Raw genomic sequence first — 14,284 nt, forward strand, 5'->3', positions numbered from 1 at the left:
CGCCCACCCTCCAACTGGTGTGGCGGTCCATGGGTTCGGCGAGCCGCAGCTCGCCCCGGAGTCCTTCCTTCGTTGCCGGTTCCAGATCCGCCATGTTCATTCGTACCGACCCGTTAGCTGCCGCAGCCGAGCTGTTTCACCAGAATCGCCGGCACGCCCCCGATGGAGCCCGCTCCCATAGTGAGCACCACGTCCCCGTCCCGCGCCACCGCCACGATTGCCCGGGGAAGCTCCGTTACCGTTTCGACGAAGATGGGCTCCACGCCCCCCTGCACCCGCACCGCCCGCGCAAGCGAGCGCCCGTCCGCCGCCACGATGGGAGCCTCTCCTGCCGGGTAGACCTCGGTGAGGAGCAGCACATCGGCGGAGCAGAGCACTTTGGCGAAGTCCTCGAACAGATCCCGGGTGCGGGTGTAACGATGGGGCTGGAAGGCCAATACCAGCCGCCGTCCGGGGTAGGCGCCGCGCGCTGCTGCCAAGGTGGCAGCGATTTCCGCCGGGTGGTGACCGTAGTCGTCCACGAGGGCGAAGGTGCCGCCGGAAGGCAGAACGAGCTCGCCATAGCTCTGGAAGCGCCGCCCGACGCCGCGGAACTCGGATAAAGCCTTGGCGATCGCGTCGTCGGTGGCGCCCACCTCGAGCCCGACCGCCACCGCCGCCAGGGCGTTCAGCACGTTGTGTCGGCCCGGGAGATTGAGGGTGATGTCCAAGTCGCTTGCCGGCCACTGATGGCGTCGCGGCTCGGGGTGCCGCTTCACCGTGAAGCGCATACGCCGTCCCTCGGCGCGAATGGCCACCGCCTGGACATTAGCGCCCTCCAGCGTGCCGTAGGTGGTGATGGGCTTGGACACCCGCGGCATGATGGCACGCACGTGGGGATCGTCGGCGCACAAGATGGCCATGCCGTAGAAAGGCAGGCGCTGGAGGAAGTCCACGAAGGTCTGCTTCAACCGCTCGAAGTCGTGGCCGTAGGTTTCCATGTGGTCCGCGTCGATGTTGGTCACCACCGCCAGCGCCGGCTGCAGGAGCAGGAAGGAGGCGTCAGACTCGTCCGCTTCCACCACGATGAACTCCCCCGCCCCCAGACGTGCGTGGGCCCCCGCCGCTTCAAGCCGGCCGCCGATGACGAAGGTGGGATCCATGCCGGCTTCCGCCAGCACGCTCGCCACCAAGCTGGTGGTGGTGGTCTTGCCGTGGGTGCCGGCGACGGCGATGCCCTGCTTCAGCCGCATCAGCTCCGCCAGCATGAGAGCCCGGGGCACCACGGGGATGTGAGCTGCTCGCGCGGCCTCCGTCTCCGGATTGCCGTTCTTCACGGCGGAGGACACCACCACCACGTCCGCGCAAGCCACGTTCTGCGCCGCGTGGCCGATGCTCACCCGTGCACCCAGGGCGGCGAGGCGCTCGGTGGCGGGGCTTTCGTGAAGGTCGGAGCCGCTCACCTTGTAGCCCAGGGTGAGCAGCACCTCCGCGATGCCGCTCATGCCGGCGCCGCCGATACCGACGAAATGAATATGCCGCACTTTATGTCTCATCCCGCGGCCTCCAGGCAGGCTTCGGCCACCCGCTTGGTTGCCTCCGGCTGAGCCAGCGCCCGCGCTCGCTCCGCCATGGCGAGCAACGCTTCGCGGGTGAGGGTGCGCAGCCGCTCGGCCAGGCCTTCGGGGCTGAGCTCCCGCTGAGGTAGAAGCAGCGCGGCGTTGCGCTCGCTCAGGAAGCGGGCATTGGCGGTTTGATGATCGTCCACGGCGTAGGGATAAGGCACCAGCAGGCTCGCCACCCCGGCCGCAGCAAGCTCCCCAATGGTGAGCGCCCCGGCGCGGCAGATCACCAGGTCGGTTTCCGCGTAACGGCTGGCCATGTCGTCGATGAAGGCATGCACCTCCGCCTCCACTCCCGCCTCTTGGTAGGCCCGCGCCACCGCTTCCGCCTCGCCAGCACCCGCCTGGTGCACAATGCTGGGCCGCTCGGAGGGCGCGAGCGCGGCAATCGCGCGCGGCAGCGTTTCGTTGAAGGCCCGCGCACCGCGGCTTCCGCCCAGCACCAGCACCCGCAGCGGCCCCTGGCGTCGGCCATAACGCTCGTCCGGTGGCGGCAGGGCGGCGATCTCTTCCCGCACCGGGTTGCCGGTCCACTCGGGCTTCCTCGCCGGCTTGAACAGCCGAGCGAGGGCGTTCGAGGGTCCGCTTGCGGCGTCGAAGGCGTCGGGAAAGCCCACCAAAATCCGGTCGGCCACGGCCGCCAGCACCCGGTTGGCTAATCCCGCGATGGCGTTCTGCTCGTGGATCACCAGGGGTCGGTTGAGGAGGGCGGCCATGAGGCCGCCGGGAAACGTGGCAAAGCCTCCCATGCCCAGGACCACGTCCGGGCGCCGCCGGGCCAGTACCCGGGCGCTCTGCAGACAAGCGAGGACCAGGAACAGGGGCAGCCCCGCCCAGCGCAGCAGGCCCTGGCGGCGCACGCCGGAGAAGCGGATCCACTCCATGGGATAGCCCCGCTTGGGGACGATCTCGCCCTCCATGCCGCCCCGGGTGCCCAGCCAGACCACGTTCCAGCCCTGGGCTCGGAGGCGATCGGCCACCGCGAGTCCAGGGAAGATATGCCCCCCCGTCCCACCAGCCATGATGAGAATCGTCCGGCTCATGCCCGACTTGCCCTCGCGATTCGACGGACCTCCCAGTCGACCCGCAGCAGAAGAGCGAGGGCAACACACGTGGCCACCAGGCTGCTGCCTCCGTAGCTCATGAGGGGAAGGGTGAGCCCTTTGGTGGGAAGTACCCCCATGTTCACGCCCAGGTTGATGAGGGCCTGGGTCGCCAGCCACACCCCGATGCCTTGAGCGACCAGGGCGGCGAAGGGCTGCTCCTCCAAGGCTGCGGCGCGCCCCACGGCGAAAGCCCGCAGGGTGAGCCAGACGAACAGGACAATCACGGATGCCACCCCCACGAAGCCCAATTCTTCGGCGATCACCGCGAGCAGGAAGTCGGTGTGGGCTTCCGGCAGGTAGAGGAGCTTTTCCACGCTCGCCCCAAGTCCCACGCCAAACCATTCACCGCGTCCGAAGGCGATGAGGGCGTGGGAAAGCTGGTAGCCCTTGCCGAAGGGATCGGACCAGGGATCCATAAAGCCCACAATGCGCTGCATGCGATACGGAGAGCTCCAGATGAGCAGCAGGAAGCCGGCGCTTAGCAGCACGACCAGCCCTGCGAACAGGCGCGTGCTCACGCCCCCAAGGAACAGGACCGCCATGGCGATGATGCTGATCACAGCGAAGGCGCCAAAGTCCGGCTGGGCTAGAAGCAGCGCCCCGGTGGCCAGCATCACGGCAAACATGGGTAGAAAGCCACGAGCGAGACTGCCGAGATGGCGCGCTCTGCGCACCGTGTAGTCCGCGGCATAGAGCACCACGAACAGTTTCATGAACTCCGAGGGCTGCACGCTGAAGAAGGGAACCGCAAGCCAGCGTCGGCTGCCGTTCACCTCGCGCCCCACGCCGGGCAGCAACACCAGCAGGAGGAGGCCGAGGCCTAGCAGGAACAGATATGGGGCAGAGCGCTGCCACAGCTTCAAGGGAATCTGGAAAGCGACCGCCCCGGCCATGAGTCCGGCCGCCAGGGAGAGGGCGTGGCGCACCAGGTAATAGTGGGCCTGATGGCCGGTCGCTCGGGAGGCTTCCGCGGTGGCGATGGACGCGGAGTAGACCATCACCAGCCCCATACCTGCCAGCAGCAGCGCACTCCAGAGAAGGGAGGCATCGTACTCGGGGTTCGGCCGCACGAGCTGGCTTTCGGCGTAGAGTCTCATGGACGCGCCTCCAACGCCCGGACCGCGGCGGCAAAGACTTCTGCCCGATGCTCGTAGTTGCGGAACATGTCCAGACTCGCACAGGCGGGAGAGAGCAGCACGGCATCCCCCGGACGGGCTTGCCGGTAGGCGGTGCGCACCGCCTCCTCCATCGTTTCTACCCGCAGCAGCGGCACGGCGCAGCCCGTCAGCGCCTGGGCGAGCCGCTCCTGATCGCGCCCGAGCAACACTACCGCCCGGGCATGCCGTGCGACTGGTGCCGCCAGGGGTGCAAAGTCCTGACCTTTCCCATCCCCGCCGGCGATCAGAACCACCGGCCGATCCATGCCGGAGAGGGCCGCCACCGTGGCTCCCACGTTGGTCCCCTTGGAGTCGTCGTAGAAGAGCACGCCGCCGATTTCCGCCACCGGCTGCATGCGGTGGGGCAGCCCTTGGAAGCGGCGTAGCGCTTGGGCAAGGGGTGCGTCCGGCAGCCCGATGGCTGCCGCCAGAGCCCAGGCAGCGAGCCCGTTGGCGGCGTTGTGGGCTCCTTTGAGGGACAGCTCGTCCACGGGCAACAGCTGCTCCCGTCCTCGGGCGAGAAAGCGGCGGCCCTCCACAGTCATGAGTCCGTAGGCCTCCTCTGCTGGCGGCGCGTCGAGCCCGAAGGTCACTACCTTGCGCCCGGGAAGGGCCATGGCCAGGGTGCGGGGATCCTGACGGTTCAAGACCTGCACGCCTTCGCCAGTGAAAATGCGCGCCTTGGCGGCAGCGTACTCTTCCAGGTCGCGATAGCGGTCCAGGTGATCCTCACTGACGTTGAGCACCACCGCGGCGTCGGGTCGCAGGCTTTCGGTGGCTTCCAGCTGAAAGCTGGAAAGCTCCAGCACGTACAAGTCGGGGTGTCCCGCGCCGGCAGTCTCCTGCAGGACATCCAGCACCGGAAATCCGATGTTGCCCGCCACCACGGTGGCGAGGCCCGCGCTCTTTCCCATGGCGCCGGCCATGGCGGTCACCGTGCTCTTGCCGTTAGAGCCAGTAATGGCGAGCACCTTGGGCCTAGGGGAAGGCAGGGCCGCCAGGGCCCAAGCGAAGAGCTCCACGTCCCCCACCACCGGTAGACCGGCTTGCCGGGCACGCTGGATATGGGGATCGCTCAACGCAACACCAGGGCTCACCACCACCAGATCGATTCCGCGAAAAGTCCGCTCCTCGAACGGACCAAACCTGAGCTCTGCCTCGGGAACCCATTGGGCGATCTCCCTCGCCAGGGGCGGCTCGGGCCGGGTGTCGGCCACGCGAAGGCGTGCGCCCAGGTGGTGGAGATAGCGCACCGCCGAGCGTCCGGTCAGGCCCGCACCCACCACCAGCACCCGCTTGCCGGAAAGCTCCATGGCCCCGTCGCTCATCGCAGCTTCCAGGGGGAGAGTCCGAACGGCACTAGCATCATCGTGATGATCCAAAAGCGCACGGGCAGGTTCTGGTGTCGGCCGCGCCCGCGCGCGCTTCACGTTCGGCTCCCCTCACGTGAGCCTCCCCCAAACCTGCCGTCTCGTGCACTCTCCCACACACCCTCACCTGAGCTTCAAGGTGGACAGTCCAAACAACACCAGCATCATCGTGATGATCCAAAAGCGCACGACCACTTGGTTTTCCTTCCAACCTTTGAGCTCATAGTGGTGGTGTAGCGGCGCCATGCGGAAGATGCGTTTGCCGGTGAGTTTGTAGGAGGCCACTTGCAGCATCACCGACAGCGTCTCTACGACGAACACCCCGCCCATGATGAACAGCACAATTTCCTGGCGCACGATCACCGCGATCACCCCCAGCGCCGCTCCCAGGGCGAGCGCCCCCACGTCGCCCATAAACACCTCGGCCGGATAGGCGTTGAACCACAGGAACGCGAGCCCCGCTCCCCCCAGGGCACCGCAGAACACCGCCAGCTCCCCGGCCCCTGGGATGTAGGGAACGCCCAGGTAGCGGGAGAATACTGAGTGGCCGGCCACGTAAGCGAAGATGGCGAGAGCCCCGCCGATCATCACCGTGGGCATGATGGCCAGGCCGTCCAGGCCGTCAGTCAGGTTCACCGCGTTACTCGTGCCGACGATCACGAAATAGGCGAGGATCACGAACCCCACGGTCCCCAGGGGAATCGCCACCGCTTTGAAGAAGGGGACGATCAGCTCGGTCTGGGCTGGCAGGGTAGCCGAATGAACGAGATAGAGGGCCACCGCCAAAGCGATGATCGACTGCCAGAAGTATTTCGCCCGGGCCGAAAGGCCTTTCGGGTTGCGGTGCACCACCTTGCGGTAGTCATCCACCCAACCGATCAGGCCAAAGCCCAGAGTGGTGAGCAGCACCGCCCAGACGTAGCGGTTGGTGAGATCCGCCCACAGAAGCGTGGTGACCGCGATGGACACCAGGATCAGCGCGCCGCCCATGGTGGGAGTGCCCGCCTTGGCAAGATGGGTCTGGGGGCCGTCGTCTCGCACCGCCTGCCCGATCTTGTACGCGGTGAGCTTACGGATCATGGCCGGGCCCACGATGAAGGAGATGATAAGGGCGGTGAGGGCTGCCAGCACTGTGCGCAGGGTGATGTAGCTGAACACGTTGAACGCCCGCACTTCCTGGGCGAGCCATTGGGTGAGCAGAAGGAGCATCTCTACCTCTCGCCCGCTGTGGCCTCGGCGCTCAAGCCTTGCACCACCCGCTCCATACGCATGAAGCGGGATCCTTTGACCAGCACCGTGACGTCGGGAGCGAGCCGGTTCTCCACCTCTGCGAGCAGCTCCTCGATGCGCTCGAAGTGCCGAGCGCCGGCGCCGTAGGCCCGCACCGTGTGCCGGGTGAGCTCTCCCAGGGCATACAGCCCGTCGATGCGGGCTTGCTGGGCGGCGCGTCCGATCTCTTCGTGCAGGGCTTGCGCGCTCTCGCCCAGCTCTCCCATGTCCCCGAGCACCAGGATGCGCGTGCCGGGAGCAGCCGAGAGCACCGCCAGAGCCGCTTTCACCGAATCCGGATTGGCGTTATAAGTGTCGTCGATCAGGGTGGCCCCATGGATGGCAGCAAGCCGCATGAGCCGTCCCGGGACGCCACGGAAGCGGGCGAGACCCTGCCCGATGAGCTCGGGAGGTATCTCCAGGGCCACGGCGGCGGCCGCGGCGGCCAAGGCGTTGCGCGCGTTGTGCAGACCCGGCACCTGAAGCCGGGTCTGGACGTGCCCATTCGGGAGCTCGAGCTTCAGCTCGACCGCCTGCGGCTGCAGCGCCACCGTGGCGCGCACCGCCGCCGGATGGTCCAGCCCGAAATCGATGACCCGGTGTCGACCGACGAGGGAGCGCCACAACTGTGCATAAGCGTCGTCGGCGTTGATCACGGCGATGCCCTCGACCCGCAAGCCCTCGAAGATCTCCCCTTTTGCCCGAGCCACCGCTTCCACCGATCCCAACCCTTCCAGGTGGGCGCGTCCGGCGTTGTTCACCAAGGCGACCGTGGGCTCGGCGAGCCGAGTGAGGTAGGCAATCTCCCCGGGGTGGTTCATGCCCATCTCCACCACTGCGTAGCGGTGCCCTTCCTTTAGCCGCAGCAGCGTGAGGGGAACGCCCACGTCGTTGTTCAAGTTGCCCCGGGTGGCCAGCACTGCCTCGGCGCAGGAGGCCGCCTCGGTCAACACCGCGGCCAGCATCTCCTTGACCGTGGTCTTGCCACTGCTGCCGGTAAGGGCCACCACCGGGATAGCGAACCTGCTTCGCCAGGCGCGGGCTAACCGTCCGAGGGCAAGGCGCGTGTCCTCTACCACGAGGAGCGGCAGGGGCGCCGCCCCGGCACCCTCCGCCCAGGCCCCCTCGACCAAGGCTGCCGCCGCGCCCCGTTCGGCGGCGGCGGCGATGAAGGCGTGACCGTCGAAACGCGGCCCCCGCAGAGCGACGAAGAGCTCGCCCGGACCCACCGAGCGACTGTCGGTGGAAACGCCGGTGAAGGGGACGTTGCCGCCCCTACGCTCACCGCCGGCGGCTCGGGCTGCTTGCTCCAGATCCATCATGGGTCCGCCCCTTCCCAGGCCGCCAACGCCCGGCTCGCCACGTCCGCGTCGCTGAAAGGCCGCCGCTCGCCTTCCACCTCTTGGTATTGCTCGTGACCCTTGCCGGCAACAAGCACCACGTCCCCAGGGCGGGCGCGCCCGATCGCCTCGAAGATGGCCTCGGCCCGATCCTCGATCACCCGATGGTTCGTCCCCGCGCCGCTCACAATATCGGCGATGATCTGGCGAGGAGGCTCACTGCGGGGGTTATCGCTGGTCACGATCACCTCGTCCGCATAACGGGTGGCCACAGCGCCCATCAGGGGCCGCTTGCCCCGATCCCGCTCGCCGCCGCAGCCAAACACGCATATAAGCCGTCCGCCGGGTCGGGCCATAATGTCCCGCAACGCAGCCAGCACCTTGGCCAGTGCGTCGGGGGTGTGGGCATAGTCGATCACCACCAAGGGCCGATCACCTCCGCCCAGTTGCTGCAGCCGCCCGGAAGCCGGGCGCACCTGACCGAGGGCGGAGAGGGCTTGCGGAAGCGCGATGCCGCTGGCGATGAGGGTAGCGGCCACCGCGAGGAGGTTTTCTGCGTTGAAGCGTCCGAGCTGGGGGCTCTCCAGGACGCCAACGCCGCTAGGAGGGCGCACTTCGAGCCGCACGCCCCGCTCGGAGAGCTCCCGCAGATGACCCCGCACCATGGGCACACCCAGGCGCTCGGCGCTCCAGGCCCCGTCGTCGGTCAAGCCGTAGCCCAGCACTGGCGCCCCGCCATCGCGCAGCTCTTCGGCGATATGGCCGCCGAAGGGATCGTCCAGGTTGAGCACCGCGCACTTTAAGTGAGGCCACTGGAACAGGCGGAGCTTCGCCCGCGCGTAGGCTTCCATGGTGCCGTGGTAGTCCAGATGATCCCGGGACAGGTTGGTGAACAGGGCGAGGGAGAACCCGACTCCGTTGACCCGTTCCTGGACCAGGGCATGGGAGGAGACTTCCATGGCCACGGCCTGGGCTCCCGCATCCCGAAAACGGGCAAGGAGCCGTTGCACGGTCACTGGATCGGGCGTGGTGGTGGCCGTCGGCTCGAGCGCTTCGGGGAAACCACTCCCCAGGGTGCCGATGACCGCCGCCGGGCGACCCGCCGTCGCCAAGGCCTGGGCGATCCAATGGGTGCAGGAGGTCTTGCCGTTGGTCCCGGTCACCCCGATCACCGAGAGGGCCCGGGACGGAAAACCGTAGACATGGGCCGCGAGCCAACCCGCCATGCCCCGCAAACCGCGCACAGCCCGATTGGGAACCTGCCACGCCGGATCCCAGCGGAAACCCTCCTGTTCCCACAACACCGCCGCCGCGCCCCGGGCAATCGCCTGGGCGATGTAATGACGGCCGTCCTGGCGTTCGCCGGGATAGGCAAGAAACGTGTCCCCCGGCTGGAGCACCCGACTGTCGATGCACACCCCCTGCAGCTTCACCCCGAGACCCTGCAGGGCTTCCCGCGCAGGGGCTGGAAGGCCGGCGAAACCACAGTCTTCGGCGCTGAGCCGGGCGCAGTTCATACCTCCTCCCGCACGGGTACCAGTCCCTCCGGCGCGAGCAAACCTGGATCCATGGGGGCATCGGGCGGCACGTCCAGCATCCGCAGAGTGCCCTCCACCACCCGAGCGAAGACCGGGGCAGCCACTACTCCGCCGTAGTATTCCCCCGCTCGGGGCTCGTCCACCATCACCGCCACCACCAGCCGCGGTCGACTTGCCGGGGCGAGGCCCACGAAAGAAGACACATATAGGTTGGGTGCGTAGCGGCCATCCACCAGCTTGTGGGCGGTCCCGGTTTTGCCCGCCACTCGGTAGCCCAGCACCCGAGCCGCAGGCGCGGTGCCGCCGGGTTGCACCGCCAGCTCCAGCATGTCCCGCACCGCCTGCGCGACCTGGGGCGAAAACACCCGCTCCCCGGCGGCGGGCGCCGGCACCTTGAGGAAGGAGACGGGCAGCAGTCGGCCGTCGGTGGCGAAGACCGTGTAGGCGCGAGCGAGCTGCAAGAGGCTCACCGAGATGCCGTGGCCATAGGACATGGTGGCCTGCTCGATGGGACGCCAGCGCTGGTAAGGGCGCAGCCGGCCGCTCACCTCTCCCGGATAGCCCGATCCCGAAGGGGTGCCGAAGCCCACCCGCTCCAGGGTGCTCCACAATTCCTTGGCCGGCAACGCCAACGCGATCTTGGCTGCACCCACGTTGCTCGATTTCTGTACCACCTCGGCCACCGTCAGCACGCCGTGGGGATGGGCATCCCGCACCGTGGCCGGACCAATGGTGAGGGAGCCGGGCCGGGTGTCGATGGGGGTCGCGCTCCGATAACGGCCGGAAGCCAGGGCTGCCGCCACGGTGAAAGGTTTGAGCGTCGAGCCCGGCTCGAAGGCGTCCGTCACCACCCGGTTGCGTACCCGGGCAGGCTTGGCCTGGGCCCGATCGTTGGGGTTATAGCTGGGCACGTTGGCAAGCGCCAGCACCTCGCCGGTCGTGGCGTCGAGCACCACGATTCCACCGGCCCGGGCGCGATGCTTTTCCACCGCCTGCTTGAGCTCCCGGTAGGCCAGGTACTGAATGCGCCGGTCTACCGAGAGGGTGAGGTCCTGCCCTGGCTTGGGCTCCCGCACGCTCTGCACGTCCTCCACCACCCGACCCAGCCGGTCCTTGATCACCCGTCGGCTGCCGGGCACGCCCTTGAGCAGGTCCTGATAGGCCAGCTCGATCCCCTCCTGACCGTCGTCGTCGACGTTGGTAAAGCCGATCAGGTGGGCCGCCACCTCTCCAGACGGGTAGTAGCGGCGGTACTCCCGCTGCAGGAACACCCCCTCGATCTGCAGCGCTGCCACTCGGGCGGCAGCCTCCGGAGAAAGATGCCGCTTCAAGTACACGAAGCCCCGATCCGGGTTTTCCCGGATGCGAGCGAGAAGTGCCCGAGGCTCCATCTCCAGGATGGCGGCCAGCCTGCCCAGGGCGTTCTCATCCAAGGGCACATCCTCCGGACTCGCCCAGACCGATTCCACCGGCGTGCTCACCGCTAGGGGCTCCCCATGGCGATCGAGGATGCGGCCCCGATGGGCGCTCACCTCCACCACTCGCAGGAACCGGGCTTCGCCCTTCTGCTGCAGAAAGTGCGTCTTCACCGCCTGAAGGTAGGCAGCCCGCCCGGCGAGCGCAGCGAAGGCAGCAAGAAACAATATAAGCACCAGCCGGGCCCGCCAGCGCGGCAGCCGCAGCCCATAGCCGGTCAGGCTCTCCGGGGTCATTGCCCCTCCTCCGCCGCCCGAGGGGCGAGGCGCAGGACGCGCACCCGGGAAGGCGGCGGCGGCTGCATGCCGAGGCTCTTGACCGCCAGCCGTTCGATGCGGGCATGGGTGGCCCAGGTGCTCTGCTCCAACTGGAGCTGGCCCCATTCCTCGTCGAGGCGCCTTGCTTCCCGCCGTTCCTTCTCCAGCTCCACAAACAGCTTGCGCGCCTCGTGTTGCCCGGTCACCACCGCGAGCGCGCAGGCCAGGAGAAGCGCAAATAGGCTCAGATTCAGGCGAGTCAAGGCGAACCCCCGACCGATTCGAACGAAGCGGGGCGCATGGAGCGCGTCGGTCCCATGCTAGAGATCCCTCGCGGCTGACAGTACAACGGCAGGAGGCTCATCCCAGGCGCTCGGCGGTTCGCAGGATCGCACTGCGGGCACGGGGGTTCGCCGCCACCTCCATCGGGCCCGGTCGCACCGGCCGGCCGACGATGCGCACCCGCGGGGCAGGCAGCGCCTCGGCGCGTAGAGGCAACCGCGCCGGCACTCCACCAGGCCGCGCTTCCTCCTGCAGGAAACGCTTGACGATCCGATCTTCGAGGGAATGGAAGCTGATCACCACCAACCGTCCTCCGGGATTGAGAAGCTCGAGGGCCTGCGCCAGCCCTAGCGGCAGCTCCTCAAGCTCCTGATTGATGAAAATCCGTAGAGCCTGAAAAGTCCGCGTCGCGGGGTCCTGACCGGGTTCCCGCGTCCGGACAGCCTGGGCCACGATGGCCGCGAGCTCCCGGGTCGTCGCGATGGGTTTGCGTGCTCGAGCCGCGACAATCGCTCTTGCAATCTGTTTAGCAAACCGTTCTTCGCCATAGCGCTTCACCACCTCCCCGATTTCCCGTTCCGTCGCTTGGGCGAGCCACTGCCCCACGCTCATGCCTTCCCCCGGATCCATGCGCATGTCCAGGGGCCCCTCCAGCCGAAAGCTGAAACCCCGGGCCGCCTCTTCCAGCTGGGGCGACGAGACCCCCAGGTCGAAGAGCACCCCGTCCCCCCGCTCCACCCCTAACCCCCGCGCGACTGCTCCAAGGCGCGAGAAGCGGCTGTGGACCACCCGCAGCCGGGAATCCGGGAGAGCCTGCGCGGCCTGCACCGCCGCCGGGTCCCGATCCAGGGCGATCAAACGCCCCTCGGGTCCCAGGCGCGCGAGGATCGCCCGGCTGTGACCCCCGCGGCCGAAGGTCGCATCCACATAGACGCCCGCCGGCCGGACACGCAACGCTTCCATCACCTCGTCCACCAGGACGGGTCGATGGGCCCGGGCTTCGCTCACAGGGAGAATCCATCCAGCTCCGGCGGAATCCCGCCGTCCTTGAAAGCCAGCGCCTCTTCCATCAACCGTTCCCACTGCTGGGCGTCCCACAGCTCGAATTTGTTCCCCTGGCCCACCAGCACCACGTTTTTGTCCAAACCGGCGAATTGGCGCAGCGGCGGAGGCACGAGGAAGCGGCCCGCGGAATCCAGCTCGGCGTCGTTGGCGTTACCTACCAGCAGGCGCTGCAGCGCCCGGATCTTGGGGTTGAAGCTGGACAGGCCGTTCAGCTTGCGCTCGATGGGCTCCCACTCGGGAAGGGGATAGACAAGGAGACAGCGGCTCGGATCCGCGGTAATGACCAGCTTGCCGGCGCACTGGGCGAGCAGGCTCTCCCGGTAACGGGCGGGCATGGCGAGCCTCCCTTTGGTGTCCAGACTGAGCTGGGCAACCCCGCGGAACATGAAATCCCCTTTTCACCGTGGCGAAATCTCCCACCTTCTCCCAGATTTCGCCACTTTCTCCCACTTTTTTGCACTATAGGAGAAAAACCATGCCCGGTCAAGCGCCAAGCCTCCGGTTTCTGTTTTTTCGACAAAGACTTAAAGCCGCTCCGGGCATGCCCCTGGGCGGCGGATTTCCTTGCCATTTGAAGCGGATAGAAAGGAAGAAGGGACGGCCGATGCTGCCGGGACGCGGGCGGAAAAAGGAAAGGGAAGCTGACCGATAAGCCGGGTTCTGTCAGGGGAGCATCCCCCCCTGGGCAGCCATTCCTCTAGGCGCCGGGTCGCCCCGACGCTCCAGCGGCCTACCCGGGAACAATGGCGCGGGCCACGCTCGAGTCCCCCTATTTGGCCTTGCTCCGGATGGGGTTTGCCGTGCCGTCCGTGTTTCCACGGACGCGGTGGGCTCTTACCCGCGACCGGCTTGCGCCGACGCCGCATCGCCTCAAGACGATGCGCACCGTTTCACCCTTGCCGGCGTGGGTCGGTACACGCTTAGGCGGTCTGTTCTCTGTTGCACCCCGGCCTCGACGGAGCCTGTCGGCCAGAAAGCGCTTTCCAAGCACCCTCTCCACCGACCGTCGGGGTCAAGCGGCTTCCTCCGCCTCCTTCCCCGTCCACCGACAGGTTTGTCTGCGCCGAAGTATCGCGAGCAACGCGACACTTTCCATGGCCTTACGGCCTCCGGCCGTTAGCCGGCATCCTGCCCTATGGAGCCCGGACTTTCCTCTCCCCGGGGCATCACCCCCAGGCAGCGGCTGCCTGGCCAGCTTCCAAGGGAATGTTAACATCAAATGCTTGACTAATTGAGTAGGTTTAACTAGCCAGGAAGTAGAGACGGCGCGTCCAGGGGGCGCGCCCCCATTACTGGAACGCGGTTCAAGGAGGCAAGCGATGAGACGACGGCTTTATTTCGTGTTGCCGGACGTGGCATCCGCCCGCAAGATGCTGGACGACCTGCTCCTTGCCCGGATCGAAGAGCGCCACATCCGCTTTCTCGCCAAGCGGGGTACTCTACCCCCCGACATGCCTGAAGCGACGGTGTTCCAGAAAACCGACCTGGTACACGGCGCGGAGCTGGGCATGGCCATCGGTGGCGTCGCGGGGGTTCTGGGCGGTCTGGTGGTGGTCTTCTTCCCGCCCGAAGGCGTGTCCCTGCAGCTCGTGACCATCCTGGTGACCGCTCTCCTCGGCGCCCTCTTCGGTGCCTGGGTGGCAAGCCTAGCAGCTTCGGCGGTGCCCAATTCCCGCCTGAAGCCCTTCGAAAAGGACATCGAAGCGGGCAAGGTGCTGATGATCGTGGATGTGCCTTTCCGCCGCACCCACGAGATCATGGAGCTGGTCCATCGCACTCATCCCGAAGCGAGCGACCACGGGGTCGAGCCCACGTTCCCTGCC

General features: G+C 67.3%; 12 protein-coding genes and 1 other RNA gene. 1 reads left to right on the forward strand and 12 read right to left on the reverse strand.

What is annotated here, in order from left to right:
- Window positions 1-113: 113 nt before the first annotated feature.
- From murC to rnpB, 12 genes are all read right to left on the reverse strand, one after another.
- Window positions 114-1,535, reverse strand: a complete 1,422-nt coding sequence (murC, locus tag V7Q81_RS10280; RefSeq protein ID WP_333842842.1) for a UDP-N-acetylmuramate--L-alanine ligase — start codon at window positions 1,533-1,535, stop codon at window positions 114-116.
- Entirely contained in the window at window positions 1,532-2,644 is a 1,113-nt protein-coding gene (gene murG, locus V7Q81_RS10285; RefSeq protein WP_333842843.1) for an undecaprenyldiphospho-muramoylpentapeptide beta-N-acetylglucosaminyltransferase, read from the reverse strand. Before murG ends, murC begins: the two co-directional genes overlap by 4 nt.
- Window positions 2,641-3,804, reverse strand: coding sequence for a putative lipid II flippase FtsW (gene ftsW, locus V7Q81_RS10290; RefSeq protein WP_333842846.1), 1,164 nt, complete (start codon window positions 3,802-3,804; stop codon window positions 2,641-2,643). Before ftsW ends, murG begins: the two co-directional genes overlap by 4 nt.
- Window positions 3,801-5,192, reverse strand: a complete 1,392-nt coding sequence (gene murD / locus V7Q81_RS10295; RefSeq protein WP_333842849.1) for a UDP-N-acetylmuramoyl-L-alanine--D-glutamate ligase — start codon at window positions 5,190-5,192, stop codon at window positions 3,801-3,803. The genes ftsW and murD overlap by 4 nt, the downstream gene beginning before the upstream one ends.
- Before the next feature lie 165 nt (window positions 5,193-5,357).
- The gene (gene mraY, locus V7Q81_RS10300) at window positions 5,358-6,443 is read right to left on the reverse strand and encodes a phospho-N-acetylmuramoyl-pentapeptide-transferase (protein WP_333842852.1); all 1,086 of its coding nucleotides are present in this window, start codon (window positions 6,441-6,443) and stop codon (window positions 5,358-5,360) included.
- Between the two features lie 2 nt (window positions 6,444-6,445).
- Window positions 6,446-7,825: a UDP-N-acetylmuramoyl-tripeptide--D-alanyl-D-alanine ligase gene (locus V7Q81_RS10305; RefSeq protein ID WP_333842854.1), complete on the reverse strand. Its 1,380-nt coding sequence runs from the start codon at window positions 7,823-7,825 to the stop codon at window positions 6,446-6,448.
- On the reverse strand, window positions 7,822-9,360 hold the full coding sequence (locus V7Q81_RS10310; RefSeq protein WP_333842856.1) for a UDP-N-acetylmuramoyl-L-alanyl-D-glutamate--2,6-diaminopimelate ligase: 1,539 nt from the start codon (window positions 9,358-9,360) through the stop codon (window positions 7,822-7,824). The genes V7Q81_RS10305 and V7Q81_RS10310 overlap by 4 nt, the downstream gene beginning before the upstream one ends.
- Complete coding sequence (locus V7Q81_RS10315) at window positions 9,357-11,093, reverse strand: peptidoglycan D,D-transpeptidase FtsI family protein (protein ID WP_333842858.1); 1,737 nt, start codon at window positions 11,091-11,093, stop codon at window positions 9,357-9,359. Before V7Q81_RS10315 ends, V7Q81_RS10310 begins: the two co-directional genes overlap by 4 nt.
- Window positions 11,090-11,377 (reverse strand): cell division protein FtsL, encoded by a 288-nt coding sequence (gene ftsL / locus V7Q81_RS10320; protein ID WP_333842861.1) that lies wholly within the window; start codon window positions 11,375-11,377, stop codon window positions 11,090-11,092. The genes V7Q81_RS10315 and ftsL overlap by 4 nt, the downstream gene beginning before the upstream one ends.
- A gap of 97 nt (window positions 11,378-11,474) precedes the next feature.
- Entirely contained in the window at window positions 11,475-12,404 is a 930-nt protein-coding gene (rsmH, locus tag V7Q81_RS10325; protein ID WP_333842863.1) for a 16S rRNA (cytosine(1402)-N(4))-methyltransferase RsmH, read from the reverse strand.
- The gene (gene mraZ / locus V7Q81_RS10330) at window positions 12,401-12,847 is read right to left on the reverse strand and encodes a division/cell wall cluster transcriptional repressor MraZ (protein ID WP_333842865.1); all 447 of its coding nucleotides are present in this window, start codon (window positions 12,845-12,847) and stop codon (window positions 12,401-12,403) included. The genes rsmH and mraZ overlap by 4 nt, the downstream gene beginning before the upstream one ends.
- Window positions 12,848-13,094: 247 nt before the next feature.
- An RNA gene (gene rnpB / locus V7Q81_RS10335) (RNase P RNA component class A) lies at window positions 13,095-13,660 on the reverse strand.
- A gap of 120 nt (window positions 13,661-13,780) precedes the next feature.
- Here rnpB and V7Q81_RS10340 point away from each other — a divergent pair.
- On the forward strand, window positions 13,781-14,284 hold a 504-nt coding region (locus V7Q81_RS10340), incomplete at its 3' end, for a DUF1269 domain-containing protein (RefSeq protein ID WP_333842867.1).

Origin of the sequence: Pelomicrobium sp., from assembly GCF_036803785.1 — a bacterium.
Lineage (GTDB): Bacteria > Pseudomonadota > Gammaproteobacteria > Burkholderiales > UBA6910 > Pelomicrobium.